The 14,831-nt window shown below is 64.9% G+C and carries 14 protein-coding genes and 1 other RNA gene; 3 read left to right on the forward strand and 12 right to left on the reverse strand.

Going from position 1 to position 14,831, the window contains the following annotated elements:
• Positions 1–11: 11 nt before the first annotated feature.
• The 5 genes from rnpB to AC3FKH_RS00485 all read right to left on the reverse strand — a co-directional run bounded on the left by rnpB (position 12) and on the right by AC3FKH_RS00485 (position 4,706).
• An RNA gene (rnpB, locus tag AC3FKH_RS00465) (RNase P RNA component class A) lies at positions 12–353 on the reverse strand.
• A gap of 35 nt (positions 354–388) precedes the next feature.
• Positions 389–1,231 carry a DUF3025 domain-containing protein gene (locus AC3FKH_RS00470; protein WP_488672038.1) on the reverse strand — a complete coding sequence of 281 codons (843 nt, stop codon included), beginning with the start codon at positions 1,229–1,231 and terminating at the stop codon, positions 389–391.
• An 11-nt stretch (positions 1,232–1,242) separates the two neighbouring features.
• Complete coding sequence (gene pyrC / locus AC3FKH_RS00475) at positions 1,243–2,277, reverse strand: dihydroorotase (protein ID WP_488672040.1); 1,035 nt, start codon at positions 2,275–2,277, stop codon at positions 1,243–1,245.
• A 45-nt stretch (positions 2,278–2,322) separates the two neighbouring features.
• Positions 2,323–3,633 (reverse strand): glycerate kinase type-2 family protein, encoded by a 1,311-nt coding sequence (locus tag AC3FKH_RS00480; protein WP_488672042.1) that lies wholly within the window; start codon positions 3,631–3,633, stop codon positions 2,323–2,325.
• Positions 3,633–4,706 (reverse strand): tartrate dehydrogenase, encoded by a 1,074-nt coding sequence (locus AC3FKH_RS00485; RefSeq protein ID WP_488672044.1) that lies wholly within the window; start codon positions 4,704–4,706, stop codon positions 3,633–3,635. Before AC3FKH_RS00485 ends, AC3FKH_RS00480 begins: the two co-directional genes overlap by 1 nt.
• A gap of 133 nt (positions 4,707–4,839) precedes the next feature.
• Between AC3FKH_RS00485 and AC3FKH_RS00490 the strand changes: the two genes are divergently transcribed.
• The gene (locus AC3FKH_RS00490; RefSeq protein WP_488672046.1) at positions 4,840–5,670 is read left to right on the forward strand and encodes a class II glutamine amidotransferase; all 831 of its coding nucleotides are present in this window, start codon (positions 4,840–4,842) and stop codon (positions 5,668–5,670) included.
• A gap of 80 nt (positions 5,671–5,750) precedes the next feature.
• On the opposite strand, the gene AC3FKH_RS00495 is transcribed toward AC3FKH_RS00490, so the two are convergent.
• The 6 genes from AC3FKH_RS00495 to AC3FKH_RS00520 all read right to left on the reverse strand — a co-directional run bounded on the left by AC3FKH_RS00495 (position 5,751) and on the right by AC3FKH_RS00520 (position 11,558).
• On the reverse strand, positions 5,751–6,485 hold the full coding sequence (locus AC3FKH_RS00495) for an amino acid ABC transporter ATP-binding protein (protein WP_483710438.1): 735 nt from the start codon (positions 6,483–6,485) through the stop codon (positions 5,751–5,753).
• Complete coding sequence (gltK, locus tag AC3FKH_RS00500) at positions 6,482–7,165, reverse strand: glutamate/aspartate ABC transporter permease GltK (protein WP_488672048.1); 684 nt, start codon at positions 7,163–7,165, stop codon at positions 6,482–6,484. The genes AC3FKH_RS00495 and gltK overlap by 4 nt, the downstream gene beginning before the upstream one ends.
• Positions 7,166–7,174: 9 nt before the next feature.
• On the reverse strand, positions 7,175–7,903 hold the full coding sequence (locus tag AC3FKH_RS00505) for an amino acid ABC transporter permease (protein WP_483710436.1): 729 nt from the start codon (positions 7,901–7,903) through the stop codon (positions 7,175–7,177).
• Positions 7,904–7,966: 63 nt separating this feature from the next.
• Positions 7,967–8,866, reverse strand: coding sequence for a glutamate/aspartate ABC transporter substrate-binding protein (locus tag AC3FKH_RS00510; protein ID WP_488672050.1), 900 nt, complete (start codon positions 8,864–8,866; stop codon positions 7,967–7,969).
• 252 nt (positions 8,867–9,118) lie between these two features.
• A complete protein-coding gene (locus tag AC3FKH_RS00515) occupies positions 9,119–10,426 on the reverse strand; it encodes a Glu/Leu/Phe/Val family dehydrogenase (protein ID WP_488672052.1) in 1,308 nt (435 codons plus the stop codon).
• A gap of 178 nt (positions 10,427–10,604) precedes the next feature.
• Positions 10,605–11,558 (reverse strand): LysR family transcriptional regulator, encoded by a 954-nt coding sequence (locus AC3FKH_RS00520; protein WP_488672054.1) that lies wholly within the window; start codon positions 11,556–11,558, stop codon positions 10,605–10,607.
• A gap of 209 nt (positions 11,559–11,767) precedes the next feature.
• Between AC3FKH_RS00520 and AC3FKH_RS00525 the strand changes: the two genes are divergently transcribed.
• On the forward strand, positions 11,768–12,325 hold the full coding sequence (locus AC3FKH_RS00525; protein ID WP_488672056.1) for a cysteine dioxygenase family protein: 558 nt from the start codon (positions 11,768–11,770) through the stop codon (positions 12,323–12,325).
• Positions 12,326–12,379: 54 nt separating this feature from the next.
• Complete coding sequence (locus tag AC3FKH_RS00530) at positions 12,380–12,838, forward strand: Lrp/AsnC family transcriptional regulator (protein WP_483731236.1); 459 nt, start codon at positions 12,380–12,382, stop codon at positions 12,836–12,838.
• Positions 12,839–12,847: 9 nt separating this feature from the next.
• On the opposite strand, the gene AC3FKH_RS00535 is transcribed toward AC3FKH_RS00530, so the two are convergent.
• Positions 12,848–14,737 (reverse strand): ABCB family ABC transporter ATP-binding protein/permease, encoded by a 1,890-nt coding sequence (locus AC3FKH_RS00535; RefSeq protein ID WP_488672057.1) that lies wholly within the window; start codon positions 14,735–14,737, stop codon positions 12,848–12,850.
• Positions 14,738–14,831 lie beyond the last annotated feature (94 nt).

Raw genomic sequence — 14,831 nt, forward strand, 5'->3', positions numbered from 1 at the left:
TCGGAAGACAAGTGCAAAGCAGGCCGATAAGCCGGATTCTGTGCACGCCACCGCACCTTGCGGCGGGCGGCGCGTGACAACCATTCCTCTAGGCCGGCTGTTACCAGCCGGCTCCAGCTCCCTACCCGCAGGCTCAGCGGGCCGCCTCGATGCCTGCCTATTTGGGATTGCTCCAGGTGGAGGTTACCGCGTTTCACCCTTCCCGCCAGGAAGACCTGGCGGCAAGACTCGTCTCTGTGGCCCTATTCCGCACGTTGCCGTGGATGGCTGTTAGCCAACACCCTGCCCTGTGGAGTCCGGACTTTCCTCCCCTTGCACCTTGCGATGCAAGCAGCGATTGTCTGGCCTGCTTTGCGGCCCGAAGTCTAACACCATTGCGGGCCGCCAGTCAGTCCACGATCGACTGTCGCCGGCCCGGCCGGAAAACCGTCATGTCCGCGTAGTACGCCGCATCGGCATTGGCATCGCACCAGCCGGGAATGCCCATGACGGGCAGCGGCGCGAAGCTGCGACCGCCGCGGAGTGTGCCGGCGTCGGCCGCCGCACGCAATGACACGGCCAGCGCGTCATCGAGCATGGGCGATCCGGCCGCGGCCGCCGGCAGCGCCAGCGGCCAGGCATGGGCTGTTACGGCTTTGTACGGATCCACCAGCTTTTCGAGCAGCGCGTGGCCGAACGGCACCACCACGCAATGGCGACCCCAGTCTTCCCTGCGCCCGACAAACAACTCCTGCCACCCAAACCCGCGCAGCGCAGCCTCCAGGCCAGCATCCGCGCTGAGGAACAGTACGGCGTTCTCGTCGAACAGCGTTGCGGCATCCCGCACGCCGCCACGGCCAGCCTGCACGCCGACGCATTCGATCACCCCGGCCTGGATCGCATTGAGTCGTGCCTTGGCCCGGGGGAAATGCAGCCAGATCAGCGCGTTGAAGAAATCGTGGAGATTATCGCGAGTGGGCACCTCGCCGGTGGCGTGAATATGCGCCTCGTAGGCAATACCGGCGGGCAACGCCTCTTGTACGACGAATCTGAGCGAAACGCCCTGGATATTGCATAAACCCGCCCGGGTCGCCTGCTCGTTCAGGCACGTATGCAAGGAGGCGCCCTCCGCCACGCGTCCGGCCACGCTTGCGCCTATGGCTTCGAACGGCCGGAACCACGGCCGCGCCCAGTCGATCCCTGAAAGAGAAGCGGCGAACGCCAGGTTCGCCGCTGAGGTGACTGCCCTCAATGCCTTGCGCTTCAGCGCGCCTTCCAGCGCAGCATTTCGCCTGCGCGCAGCGGCACCAGCGTGGCATCGCCATACGGCAGCTCGGCCGGCAGTTCCCAATCTTCACGCTCCAGCGTCAGCGTGCCGGTATTGCGCGGCAGGCCGTAGAACGCCGGGCCGTTGAAGCTGGAGAACGCTTCGAGCTTGTCGAGCGCGCCAGCGGCATCGAACGCTTCGGCATAGAGTTCCATCGCGTGCAGCGCGGTGTAGCAGCCGGCACAGCCGCAGGCATGTTCCTTCAGGCCGCGCGCGTGCGGGGCGCTGTCGGTGCCGAGAAAGAAGCGCTCGCTGCCGGACGTCGCCGCGGCCACCAGCGCTTCGCGATGAATCTCGCGCTTGAGCACCGGCAGGCAGTAGTAGTGCGGGCGGATGCCGCCCGTGAAGATCGCGTTGCGGTTGTACAGCAAATGGTGCGCCGTGATCGTCGCGCCGACCGGGCCGCTGGCGTCGCGTACATATTGGGCCGCATCCTTCGTGGTGATGTGTTCGAACACCACCTTCAGTTCCGGGAAGTCGCGGCGCAGCGGCGTCATGACGCGGTCGATGAAGACGGCTTCGCGGTCGAAGATGTCGATATCGCCATCGGTCACCTCGCCGTGCACCAGCAGCGGCATGCCTACGCGCTGCATCGCCTCGAGCGCGGCCGCGCAACGGCGGATGTCGGTGACGCCGGCATCGCTGTTGGTGGTGGCACCGGCCGGGTACAGCTTGACACCGTGCACGAAGCCGCTCGCCTTGGCCGCGACGACTTCCTCGGCCGGGGTGTTGTCGGTCAGGTACAGCGTCATCAGCGGCTCGAAGCTCATGCCGGCCGGCAGCGCGGCCAGGATGCGGGCTCGATAGGCCTGCGCCTGCTCCACCGTGGTCACGGGCGGCTTCAGGTTCGGCATGATGATGGCGCGGCCGAACTGGCGCGCGGTATCGGGCAGTACGGCGGCCAGGGCGGCGCCGTCGCGCAGGTGCAGGTGCCAGTCGTCCGGGCGGGTAATGGTGAGCTTCTGGGTCATGGCTTGCTGGGCCTGCCGCCGCGAGTGCGGCAGGCGGTCTGGAAGTTAGAGAATCAGGATGGCGCGGTAATCGTTCACATTGGTGCGCGTGGGGCCGGTCACAACCAGGCCGCCGATGGCATCGAACAGGCCCCAGGCATCGTGCGCGTCAAGCTGGCGCCGCGCCGGCACGCCAGCCGCTTCGGCACGCGCGAGGGTGGTCGGGCCCGCGAGCGCCCCCGCATTGTCCTCGGAACCGTCGATCCCGTCGGTATCGGCCGCGATGGCATGCACGCCGTCCATGCCTGCCAGTTCGATAGCCAGCGACAGCAGGAATTCCGAGCAACGCCCGCCCCTCGCCTTGCCGCTGCCACCGCCGGCCGGCAATGTGACCGTGCATTCACCGCCCGAGATCAGTGCCACGGGCGCGGCAAACGGCGCATTGTACGCGCGAATTTCGCGCACCAGCGCGGCATAGACGCGCGCGACCTCCTGCGCTTCGCCGGTAACCGTATCGCCGAGGATCACCGGGGTGATGCCGCGTTCCCGGAACAGCGCCGCGGCGGCCTGCAGGCTGCCATGCGCGGTGGCGATCATGCGGTTTTCGACGCGCCCGAACAGCGGGTCGCCGGGCTTGGGCGTTTCCGGGATCTCCCCGCGGGCGCCGCGCTCCAGGTGCGACTGCACGCTCGCCGGAACGGTGGCGCCATAGCGCCGCAGGATATCGAGCGCATCGGCGAACGTGCTGGGATCTGCCACGGTCGGCCCTGAAGCAATCGCGCTGGGGTCATCTCCAGCCACGTCCGAGACGATCAGCGTCGTCACCGGCGCCTGGCTGGCCTGCGCGAGCCGCCCGCCCTGGATGCGCGAGATGTGCTTGCGCACGATATTCATCTCGGTGATCGGCGCGCCGCAGCGCAGCAGTTCCTTCGTCGTCGCCTTGAGGTCCGCCATCGGAATGCCTTCGGCCGGCAGCGACAGCAGGCTCGAGCCCCCGCCAGACACCAGCACCAGCAGGCGGTCTTGCGGCGTCAGCGCCGACACGCGGGCCAGGATCTCGGCCGCGCCCTGTTCGCCGGACTCATCCGGAACCGGGTGTCCGGCCTCGATCACGCGCACATGGTCGGTCGGCAGCCCATGCGCGTAGCGCGTGATCACCAGTCCCTCGATCTGCGTCTTGCCGGCATAGGCCCGCTCCACTGCCAGCGCCATCGACGCCGCAGCCTTGCCCGCGCCCACGACCAGCGTGCGCCCGCCAGCCTGCGGCGGCGGCAGGTGCCCGGCCACGATCTTGAGCGGATCGGCGGCCGCCACCGCGGCCTGGAACGTCTCAAGCAGCAGCGCGCGCGGATCGCCCTTGTAACCGCCCGCCGCCATCACAGTGCCTCCGCGATCGCGCGGCCAAGGTCCGCCGTACCGGCCTTGCCGCCGATGTCACGCGTCAGCGGCGCATGTTCGGGCCCTGCGGCCAGCACCTTCTCGATCGCGCCCAGCACCGCCGCGCCGGCCTCATCATGGCCAAGGTGCTCCAGCATCATGGCGCCACACCAGATCTGGCCGATCGGGTTGGCCACGCCGCGCCCGGCGATATCCGGCGCGGAGCCGTGCACCGGCTCGAACAGGCTCGGATACGTGCGGTCCGGGTTGATATTGCCCGATGGCGCGATGCCGATGGTGCCGGTACACGCGGGGCCCAGGTCGGACAGGATGTCGCCGAACAGGTTGCTGGCCACGACCACGTCGAACCAGTCGGGATGCTGGACGAAGTGCGCGGTCAGGATGTCGATGTGGTACTTGTCGACCTTCAGGCCAGGGTAGTGCGCCGCCATCGCCTCCACGCGCTCGTCCCAGTAAGGCATCGTGATCGAGATGCCGTTGGACTTGGTCGCGGAGGTCAGGTGCCGCTTCGGACGCTTCTGCGCCAGTTCGAACGCGAATTTCAGGATGCGATCGACGCCGACCCGGCTCATCACCGTTTCCTGCATCACGATTTCGCGCTCGGTATTCGGGAACATGCGGCCACCGATGCTCGAATACTCGCCCTCGGTGTTCTCGCGCACCACGTAGAAATCGATATCGCCGGGCTTCCGGTCAGCCAGCGGGCTCTTGATACCCGGCATCAGCCGCACCGGCCGCAGGTTCACGTACTGGTCGAAGGAGCGGCGGAACTGCAGCAGCGAGCCCCACAGCGACACGTGGTCGGGCACGGCATCGGGCCAGCCGACGGCGCCAAAATAGATCGCGTCGTATTTCACAAGCGTGTCGAACCAGTCGTCCGGCAGCATCTTGCCGTGGCGGGCGTAGTAGTCGCAGCTGGAGAAATCGAAGTGGTCGAACTGGAAGTCGATGCCGAACTTGCGCGCGGCGGCATCCATGACGCGAATGCCTTCGGGGATCACTTCCGTGCCGATTCCGTCTCCGGGAATCACGGCAATCTTGTATTGGCTCATAGCGGTCGGGAGGCGTGTTGCGGGATGGCCGGAGGCACCCTTGGGGCATGTGCTTGGCAGCGGCCCGGGGGCGTTGGATAATGTCTGCATTCTATTGCAAAGCGGCAGCCCCCTGCCGCCCCGGTGCCCCGCCATGTGCCAGCTGCTAGGCATGAATTGCGCCACGCCGACCGACGTGACGTTCTCCTTCACCGGTTTCGCCGCCCGCGGCGGCGTGACCGATCACCACTCCGACGGCTTCGGCGTGGCGTTCTTCGAAGACAAGGCCTGCCGGCTCTTCATCGACAACCAGTCGGCCGGCACATCGCCCGTCGCGGACCTGATCAAGCGCTACCCGATCAAGTCCAAGAACGTCATCTCGCACATCCGCAAGGCCACGCAGGGCACGGTGCTGCTCGAGAACTGCCACCCGTTCATGCGCGAGCTGTGGGGCCGGCACTGGATCTTCGCGCACAATGGCGACCTGCTGAACTTCGCGCCGTTCCTGTCCGGCGTCTACCAGCCCGTGGGCGACACCGACAGCGAACTCGCCTTCTGCACGCTGATGCAGGGCCTGCGCAAGCGCTTCCCGGGCTCGCAGCCGCCGCTGAACGAGCTATGCCATGCGCTGGGGGACATCACGCGCGAGATCACCACGCACGGCGTCTTCAACTACCTGCTCTGCAACGGGCAGGCCTTGTTCGCGCACTGCTCGACGCGGCTGTACTACATCGTGCGGCAATGGCCGTTCTCGACCGCACACCTGATCGACGCCGACCTGTCGATCGACTTCGCCCAGATCACCACGCAGGATGACCGGGTTGCGGTGATCGCCACCCAGCCGCTGACCGACAACGAGACCTGGACGCGCTTCGAGCCGGGCGAGCTGATCATGTTCATCGACGGACGTCCGGAGATGACGCTGTCCGTGCCGATCCCACCCGAAGTGCAGGCGAAGAACGCGGCCAATACGGCCTGCACCTGACGCCGGACGGATCCGCCAACAAGAAAGGGACGCCATGGCGTCCCTTTCTTGTTGCGGCGTGCTACAGGCTCAGTGCAGGCTCAGTGCTGCAGGATCTTCGACAGGAATTGCTTCGCGCGATCCGAGCGCTGCTCGATATTGCCGAAGAACTCTTCCTTGGCGCAGTCCTCGACGATCTTGCCCGCGTCCATGAAGATCACGCGATTGGCCACCTTGCGTGCAAAGCCCATTTCGTGGGTCACGCACATCATGGTCATGCCTTCCTGCGCGAGCTGCACCATCACGTCCAGCACTTCGTTGACCATCTCCGGGTCCAGCGCCGAAGTCGGTTCATCGAACAGCATGCAGATCGGGTCCATCGACAGCGCGCGCGCGATTGCCACGCGCTGCTGCTGGCCGCCCGAGAGCTGGCCCGGGTACTTGGCCGCCTGGCTCTTCAGGCCCACGCGCTCCAGGTACTTCAGGCCCTTGGCAGTGGCCTCTTCCTTCGAGCGGCCGAGCACCTTCATCTGCGCGATGGTCAGGTTCTCGGTGATCGACAGGTGCGGGAACAGCTCGAAGTTCTGGAACACCATGCCCACGCGCGAACGCAGCTTGGGCAGGTTGGTCTTCGGGTCGCCGACCGAGGTGCCGTCCACCAGGATATCGCCCTTCTGGAACGGTTCCAGCGCGTTGACGGTCTTGATCAGCGTCGACTTGCCCGAGCCCGACGGTCCGCAAACCACCACGACCTCGCCCTTGGCAACCCTGGTGGTGCAGTCGGTCAGCACCTGGAAGGAGCCATACCATTTGGATACATTGTTGATTTCAATCATAGGGCCACCTTTTTCTGGTAACGCTTGACCATCAGCGAAACGGAGTAGCAGATAACAAAATACACGAGGCCGGCGAACAGCAGCATTTCCACAATGCGGCCATCACGCTCGCCAACGCCGTAGGCCTGGCCGAAGAAGTCAGCCAGCGCGCTCACGTAGACCAGCGACGTATCCTGGAACAGGATGATGCCCTGCGTCAGCAGCAGTGGCACCATGTTGCGGAACGCCTGCGGCAGGATCACCAGCTTCATGGTCTGCCCGTAGGTCATGCCGAGCGCCTGCGCGGCGAACATCTGCCCGCGCGACACGCTCTGGATACCCGCCCGGATGATCTCCGAGTAGTACGCCGCCTCGAACAGCGAGAACGCGATCAGCGCCGACGTCATGCGCAGGTCCGATGCCGGAGACAGGTTGAAGGCGCTCTGCAGGAGTTGCGGAATAATCAGGAAGAACCACAACAGCACCATCACCAGCGGGATGGAGCGGAAGATGGTCACGTACCCCTGCGCAAACCAGTTGAACGCCTTGATGGACGACAGTCGCATCATCGCCAGGATCGTGCCCCAGACGATACCCACCACGATGGCCGTAACCGTGATCTTGAGCGAGACCAGCATGCCTTCGCCCAGCACATCGAGCGTGGCGGGTGTGATGGAGCTGAAATCGAATTCGTATGCCATGGCGCCCCCTTACTTGCTGCCGATGAAACCGGGCACGCGGCTGCGGGCCTCGACCCAGCGCATGATCAGCATGACGACGATATTGATGACCGCGTACATCACCGTCACCGCGATGAACGACTCATACGGGCGCGCGGTGTAGTCCACCAGTTGCCGCCCCTGCGCCGCCAGTTCGAGCAGGCCGATCGTCGACGCCACGGCCGAGTTCTTGAAGATGTTCAGGAACTCGGACGTCAGCGGCGGCACGATGACGCGGAAGGCCATCGGCAGCAGTACGAAGCGATAGGTCTGCGGCAGCGTGAAACCCATGGCCAGGCCCGCATTGCGCTGGCCGCGCGGCAGCGAATTGATGCCCGAGCGCACCTGCTCGCAGACCCGGGCCGCAGTGAAGGTGCCCAGGCACAGCATCGCCGCCAGGAACTGCTGGGTGAACGGGTTCATCTGCTTGATGGCCTCGCCGCCGGGCAGCAGCTCGGGGCCGACGAAGTACCAGATGAACAGCTGCACCAGCAGCGGAATGTTGCGGAAGAGCTCGACATAGGCCGCGGCAAGGCCCGACAGCCACTTGTTGGGCACGGTGCGCAGCACGCCCAGCACGGAGCCGATGGCGAGTGCAATGACCCAGGACGATAGCCCGAGCGCGACCGTGACCTTCAGGCCGGAAATCATCCAGTCCAGGTAGGTCTCGTTCTGGGCCGCCTGCTCGAGGAATACTCCCCAATGCCAGTTGTAGTTCATGATGCGTCCTCAAAAAGAAACGGAAGGACTCGCCTTCCGTTTCGCGCGCCTGATTTCAGCAGGTCAGTCGAGCGCCTTGTCGTTCGGGTTCTTGATGAGCGCCTTCATGTCGTCCGACAGCGGGAAATCGAGATTCAGTCCCTTCGGCGGCACCGGCTGCATGAACCACTTGGTGTACAGCGTGTTGATGGCGCCGTCCTTCATCATGCCGGCGATGACGTTGTCGGAAACCTTCTTGAACTGCGGGTCGTCCTTGCGGATCATGCAGCCATAGGCCTCGCGCGATTGCGGCTTGCCGACCACGATCCAGTCGGCCGGGTTCTTGGCCTTGGCGCGCTCGCCGTACAGCAGCGCGTCGTCCATCATGAATGCCACCGCGCGGCCCGATTCCAGCGTCAGGAACGACTGGCCATGGTCCTTGGTGCTGATGATGTTCATGCCCAGCTTCTGGTCATCGTTCATCTTGCGCAGCAGGCGCTCGGAGGTGGTGCCGGCCGTGGTCACCACGTTCTTGCCCTTCAGGTCGGCCCAGTCCTTGATGCCGCCATCCTTCTTCACCATGATGCGCGTGCCGATGATGAAGATGGAATCCGTGAAGGAAACCTGCTTCTGGCGCTCCAGGTTGTTGGTGGTCGAGCCGCACTCGATGTCGATGGTGCCGTTCTGCAGCAGCGTGATGCGGTTCTGCGAGGTGATCGGGATTTCCTTCACCTGCAGGTTCGGCATCTTGAGCTGGTCCTTGATGGCTTCCACGATCTTCATGTTGATATCGTAGGAATAGCCGACCTGACGCACGCCGCCGAGGTTGTAGTTGAACGGGATCGACGAATCGCGCACGCCAAGCGTAATCACACCGGTATCTTTGATCTTCTTCAGCGTGCCCGTCAGTTGCTCGGCTGCCTGTGCGGTACCGCACACCAGGCCAGCGGCCAGCATCAGGGAAGCCAACTTGGCAAATTTCATAACATCTCCTTGACCATGAAGAGAGAAAGGCGGGTTTCTAATGACGAATGTCCCACAGATGAAACAGTATTGCGCAGCATCCCGCTCAAAACAACTGGGTTTTACTCCTAGAAGTGGAATTCACGGCATAGGTGCGCACCCGTTGCCGGATACGACAACGCGGCCCTGAGACAAATCCTCGGGCCGCGTCAGGCGGTTATTGCCAGGTTGCTGCGCCGCAACAATCAAAGTCACGGCGCAACGGCGTTCGCATCAGGGATACAGGCCGCGCATTTCGCGCGCTTGCAGGATCCGCGAACAGGCCACGATAAACGCGGCCGTGCGCAGCGTTACCTTGTTGTCCTGCGCCACCTGCCAGATTGCGCGGAATGCCTCTTGCATGATCCGTACCAGGCGCTGGTTGATTTCCTCTTCGGTCCAGAAGAAGCTCGAGAAGTCCTGCACCCACTCGAAGTAGGACACGGTCACGCCGCCGGCGTTGGCGATCACGTCCGGTGCCACCAGGATATTGCGCTCGCGCAGGATGTCATCCGCCTGCGGCGTGGTGGGGCCGTTTGCACCTTCGATGACCAGCTTGGCCTGGATATGGGGCGCGTTCTGCGCCGTGATCTGGCCTTCGAGCGCGGCCGGGATCAGGATGTCGCAGTCCACCTGCCAGAACTGCTCCGACGAGATGACTTCGGCCTTGTAGCCTTCGATCGTGCCGCTGTGCGAGGCGTATTCCATCATCGCCGGAACGTCGAGGCCGGCCGGGTTGTACAGCGTGGTGCGGTGGTCCTGCACGGCCACCACCTTGGCGCCGGCTTCCTGGAACAGCTTGGCGGCGACCGCGCCGACGTTGCCGAAACCCTGCACCGCCACGCGGGCGCCCTTGATCTCCAGGCCGATATTGCGCGCGGCCTCGGAGCCGACCACGAACACGCCGCGGCCGGTCGCCTCGTGGCGGCCGAGCGAGCCGCCCAGCGAGATCGGCTTGCCGGTCACGACGCCGGTGGACGTGCTGCCGGAGTTCATCGAGTACGTATCCATCATCCACGCCATCACCTGGGCATTGGTGTTGACGTCCGGCGCCGGGATATCCTTGCTCGGCCCGATGATGATGTTGATCTCGCTGGTGTAACGGCGCGTCAGGCGCTCCAGCTCGGCGTGCGACAGCGTGCGCGGATCCACCCGGATACCGCCCTTGGCGCCGCCGTAGGGCACGTTCACCGCGGCGTTCTTCACCGACATCCACGCCGACAGCGCCATCACTTCCGACAGCGTCACGTCCTGGTGGAAACGCACGCCGCCCTTGCCCGGGCCGCGCGACAGGTTGTGCTGCACGCGGTAGCCCTCGTAGTGGGCGATGGTGCCGTTGTCCAGCTCGATGGGTACGTCGACGATCAGCGCGCGCTTGGGGCGCTTGAGGGTTTCAACCCAGCGTGCCAGCGAGCCCAGGTAGGGCGTGACACGGTCGACTTGTTGCAGGTAGATGCCCCAGGGGCCGAGATTGTCGGCGTTGAGGTAGGACGGCAGTGCGTGCTTTTGGCCAGCAATTTGAGTCGGTGCTGCGGAAGACATCGGGTGGGTTCCGGGGTGGAGAATGCCCGCAAGCTTAGGCGTGGGGCCAGTTCGGAATCCAATGCCGTTTGCTCATCCGGTCATGCAAAACGCGCATAACGTTTGGCGGCAGCGCAACGCCGCGAAGACCAGCCGGTTTGCTCCCTCTCCCGCTTGCGGGAGAGGGAGCAAACAATCGTTAAGCCTGCGCCGGCACCAGCGACGACCAGACCTGATCCACCAGTTGCCGCTTCCTCCGTGCCGCCGTAGCCCGACGGTCGTTGCCGTTCTCGCCCGGACGTTCGCGGTACAGCCGGATCTCCATATCGATCGACAGCGGCAACCCGCGCGCGGACTCCGCCCGCACCAGCCGGCCCTGCGCCACGTCGTCGCGCACCGCGCTCTCGGGCAGGAACGCCATGCCGTGACCAGACAGCGCCATGACCTTGAGCGCCTCGGCCATGTCCGTTTCGTAGCATTTGTCGAGCTTGAGCTCTTCCGAGGTATCCGCCAGCAGCATGTCCACCATGCGGCCGAGGAAGGCATTGGGCGTGTAGCTCAGGAACGGCACCGGTTTCTTGTCCGTGCCGGGCAGCCGGTACAGCGGCTTGCCGGTGCCGTCGGGCACGCTGTAAGGGGACAGCCGTTCCATGCCGAGCACCAGCATGTCATAGCGTGATGGATCGAGCTGGATCGCCTGCCGCGCGTGGTGGTAGACCATCACCAGGTCGCAACCGCCCTCCACCAGCATCAGCACCGCGTCGTGCACGTTGAGCGCGCGCAGCCGGCACGGCAGCGTGCCGACCTTGCGCTCCAGCGCCTTGAGCCATTCCGGGAAGAACGTCAGCGACAACGTGTGCGGCACGGCAAATTCCAGCACCTGCGCGTTGGATGAACGCTGGCCGCGCATCAGCGCCCGGGTCTCGCTGACCTGCGCCAGCATCGCCAGTGCCTGTTCGTAGAACACCTTGCCGGCGGCGGTCAGGCTGGTCGGGTAGCTGGAGCGGTCGATCAGCTCCGTACCGACCCACGCCTCCAGCGACTGGATCCGGCGTGAAAACGCCGGCTGGGTGACATGCCGCAGTTCGGCCGAGCGCGAGAAGCTGTGCGTCTCGGCCAGGCTGACGAAGTCTTCAAGCCATTTGATTTCCATGACGCGGATTATCCACCGGCCCGGGCGCCGGTGGCACTGGCATGCAACCTATTTCGTGAAAATGAGGTGGAGTAGAATGCCATTCCATCAATTTGTATATTGAGAGCATGTGATTGCACGGCGTCACCACATCCGACGACAGAATGCATGCCTTTGCTCCGCGGCCGCTCCTATGATTGCCCTATACCAAGAACGCCACGGAGCCCGCCATGCCACCCAGTCCAGCCGCCGCAGGCAGCACGACCGCCGTCCACGCCGGCCCGCTGGGCCAGCTTGCGCTCAGCATGGAGGCCACCTTCGCGCACAGCGCCCGCATGGTGGCCAGCCATCTCGACAACTGCCTGCCCGACGCCGATACGCTGCTGGCCTGCCTGCCGCCCGGCGCGCTGCTGGGCAGCCCGCACGCCTACACGCGCCACCTGGTCTATGCCGATCCGCTCGCGCGGTTCTCGGCCATGTTGCTGGTCTGGCGCCCCGGGCAGTCGAGCCCGGTGCACGGGCATCGCACCTGGTGCGCCTACCGCGTGCTGCATGGCACGCTGAGCGAGCGCCACTACCAGTGGAACCCTTCCACCCGCCGCGCCGCGCAGAGCGGCAGCGTCGAGCGGCGTGCCGGCGCCACCTTCAGCGTGCCGGCAGGCCTGAAGCACATCCATGCGCTCGGCAATGCCAGCGACACCGTTGCGGTGTCGCTGCATGTGTACGGCGTGGACCAGGACCACATTTCCACCGGCGTCAACCTGCTGGTTGACACCATCGACGCCTGACACGCCCGGTAGCGGCGCCAAGGGCCACGACTTCCGGGAACACCGCATACACCGATGGACCGCTACGACAAACAGATCCTTGCCATCCTGCAGGAAGACGCCACGGTGCCGGTGGCCGAGATCGGTGAACGCGTCGGGCTGACTTCCACCCCGTGCTGGCGCCGCATCCAGAAGCTCGAGGAAGCTGGCCTGATCCGCAAGCGCGTGGCGCTGCTTGATGCCGCAAAGCTGAATGCCGGCGTGACGGTGTTCGTCTCGGTCCGCACCAGCCAGCACAACGTCAAATGGCTCAAGCAGTTCCATGCGCTGGTGGCCTCGATTCCGGAAGTGACCGAGTTCTACCGCATGGCCGGCGACACGGACTACCTGCTGCGCGTGGTCGTGCCCGACATCGCCGCCTATGACCGCGTGTACAAGAAGCTGATCCAGGGCTCGGAACTCGCCGACGTGAGTTCCAGCTTTGCCATGGAGCAGATCAAATACACCACGGCGTTGCCGCTCGACTACGCATAGCGTCGGCGCTCAGGCGTCCTGCGTGGCGTCGCCGACGTCGATCGCCAGTTCGTCCCGTACCGCTTCGCCGCGTGCCGCGCTGCGCGCCTGGATTTCCCACATCTCCGCATAGCGGCCGCCTGCGCGCATCAGCTCGGCGTGGGTGCCGCGCTCGACGATGCGCCCATGGTCCATCACCAGGATCTGGTCGGCATGAACCACGGTGGACAAGCGGTGCGCGATCAGGAGCGTGGTGCGGTTCTGCGCGAGCCGCATCAGTTCCGCCTGGATGGCCTGCTCGGTGCGCGAGTCCAGCGCGGAGGTCGCCTCGTCGAACACCAGGATCGGCGGATTCTTCAGCAGCGTCCGGGCGATGGCCACGCGCTGCTTTTCACCTCCCGACAGCTTGAGGCCGCGCTCGCCGACGGGCGTGTCGTAGCCCTGCGGCAGTTCGCGGATGAACTGGTCGATCTGTGCCGCGCGCGCGGCAGCGATGACTTCGTCATGCGTGGCATCGGGCCGGCCATAGGCGATGTTGTAGAAGATGCTGTCGTTGAACAGCACCGTATCCTGCGGCACGATGCCGATCGACCGGCGCAGGCTGTCCTGCGTGATCTCGCGCATGTCCTGCCCGTCGATCAGGATGGCGCCGTCGCTGACGTCGTAGAAGCGGAACAGCAGGCGCGCGAGCGTCGATTTGCCCGAGCCGCTGTGCCCCACCACCGCCGTGGTGGTGCCCGCCGCGATCGTGAAATCGACATCGTCGAGAATCACCCGATTCGATTCATAGCCGAAGCGCACATGGCGGAAGCGCACTTCCGCGCCCTGCACCCTGAGCGGCTGCGCGCCCGCAGTGTCGGCCACCTCCTGGTGCGTGCCCAGCAGCACGAACATGCGATCCATGTCGGTGGTGGCCTGCTTGATCTCGCGGTAGATCACGCCGAGGAAGTTCAGCGGGATATAGAGCTGGATCATCAGCGTGTTGACCAGCACCAGGTCGCCCAGCGTCAGCTTGCCCGCCACCACGCCGACGGTGGCGCGCCACAGGATCAGGATCAGCCCGGCCGCGATGATGGTCTGCTGGCCGAAATTCAGGAACGAGAGCGAGTTCTGCGAACGGATCGCCGCGGTGCGGTAGTGGCGCAGGTTCTCGTCATAGCGCTGCGTCTCGTACTCCTCGTTGCCGAAGTACTTGACGGTCTCGAAGTTCAGCAGCGAATCGATGGCCTTCTGATTCGCGCGCGAATCGAGCTCGTTCATCTTGCGGCGGAAATGCGTGCGCCATTCGGTCACGACGATCGTGAAGACGATGTAGCCCACCAGCGCGCAGCCCGTGATGGCAGCAAACCAGATGTCGTAATGCAGCACGAAAAAGCCCAGTACCAGCGCCATCTCCACCAGCGTCGGCAGGATGCTGTACAGCGAGTACGATATCAGCGACTGGATGCCGCGCGTGCCGCGCTCGATATCGCGGCTCATGCCGCCGGTCTGCCGGTCCAGGTGGAAGCGCAGCGACAGCGCATGCAGATGGCGGAACACCTGCAGCGCGATTTCCCGCACCGCGCTCTGCGTGACCTTGGAAAAGAGGATTTCACGCAACTCCGTGAACAGCGTCGACGAGAGCCGCAGCACGCCATAGGCCACGATCAGGCCGACCGGCACCACCAGCAGCGCGCGTGGATCGCCGGCGGTGATATTCATGCTGTCGATCAGCCGCTTCATCAGCACCGGCACGCCCAGGTTCGCGACCTTGGCCGCCACCAGGCAGACCAGCGCAAGCATCACGCGCCACTTGTAGTGCCAGACATAGGGCACCAGGTTGCGTACGGTCTGCCAGTCGCTGCGCGGCTGACGTTGGCCGGGGAACAGCGTGGCGGGCTTTGCGGGGGACGGTTCCGCGGTCGTGGAATAGCGGCGCATACGATAGAATTCAGACTAATGGCCGATTGTCGCAGAGATCGCGCCGGCCGGCAGGGCGCCTCCCGGCTGCGTCCCCTCGGCGCGATTGCCGCCT

The organism is Cupriavidus sp. 21MJTG02-4 (genome assembly GCF_057798975.1).

What these genes read in the sequence shown, in the direction of transcription:
- pyrC (WP_488672040.1), bottom strand. Translation starts at nt 2,277, where the DNA reads ATGACCCAGAAGCTCACCATTACCCGCCCGGACGACTGGCACCTGCAC.
- AC3FKH_RS00480 (WP_488672042.1), bottom strand. Translation starts at nt 3,633, where the DNA reads ATGGCGGCGGGCGGTTACAAGGGCGATCCGCGCGCGCTGCTGCTTGAG.
- AC3FKH_RS00485 (WP_488672044.1), bottom strand. Translation starts at nt 4,706, where the DNA reads ATGAGCCAATACAAGATTGCCGTGATTCCCGGAGACGGAATCGGCACG.
- AC3FKH_RS00490 (WP_488672046.1), top strand. Translation starts at nt 4,840, where the DNA reads ATGTGCCAGCTGCTAGGCATGAATTGCGCCACGCCGACCGACGTGACG.
- AC3FKH_RS00495 (WP_483710438.1), bottom strand. Translation starts at nt 6,485, where the DNA reads ATGATTGAAATCAACAATGTATCCAAATGGTATGGCTCCTTCCAGGTG.
- gltK (WP_488672048.1), bottom strand. Translation starts at nt 7,165, where the DNA reads ATGGCATACGAATTCGATTTCAGCTCCATCACACCCGCCACGCTCGAT.
- AC3FKH_RS00505 (WP_483710436.1), bottom strand. Translation starts at nt 7,903, where the DNA reads ATGAACTACAACTGGCATTGGGGAGTATTCCTCGAGCAGGCGGCCCAG.
- AC3FKH_RS00510 (WP_488672050.1), bottom strand. Translation starts at nt 8,866, where the DNA reads ATGAAATTTGCCAAGTTGGCTTCCCTGATGCTGGCCGCTGGCCTGGTG.
- AC3FKH_RS00515 (WP_488672052.1), bottom strand. Translation starts at nt 10,426, where the DNA reads ATGTCTTCCGCAGCACCGACTCAAATTGCTGGCCAAAAGCACGCACTG.
- AC3FKH_RS00520 (WP_488672054.1), bottom strand. Translation starts at nt 11,558, where the DNA reads ATGGAAATCAAATGGCTTGAAGACTTCGTCAGCCTGGCCGAGACGCAC.
- AC3FKH_RS00525 (WP_488672056.1), top strand. Translation starts at nt 11,768, where the DNA reads ATGCCACCCAGTCCAGCCGCCGCAGGCAGCACGACCGCCGTCCACGCC.
- AC3FKH_RS00530 (WP_483731236.1), top strand. Translation starts at nt 12,380, where the DNA reads ATGGACCGCTACGACAAACAGATCCTTGCCATCCTGCAGGAAGACGCC.
- AC3FKH_RS00535 (WP_488672057.1), bottom strand. Translation starts at nt 14,737, where the DNA reads ATGCGCCGCTATTCCACGACCGCGGAACCGTCCCCCGCAAAGCCCGCC.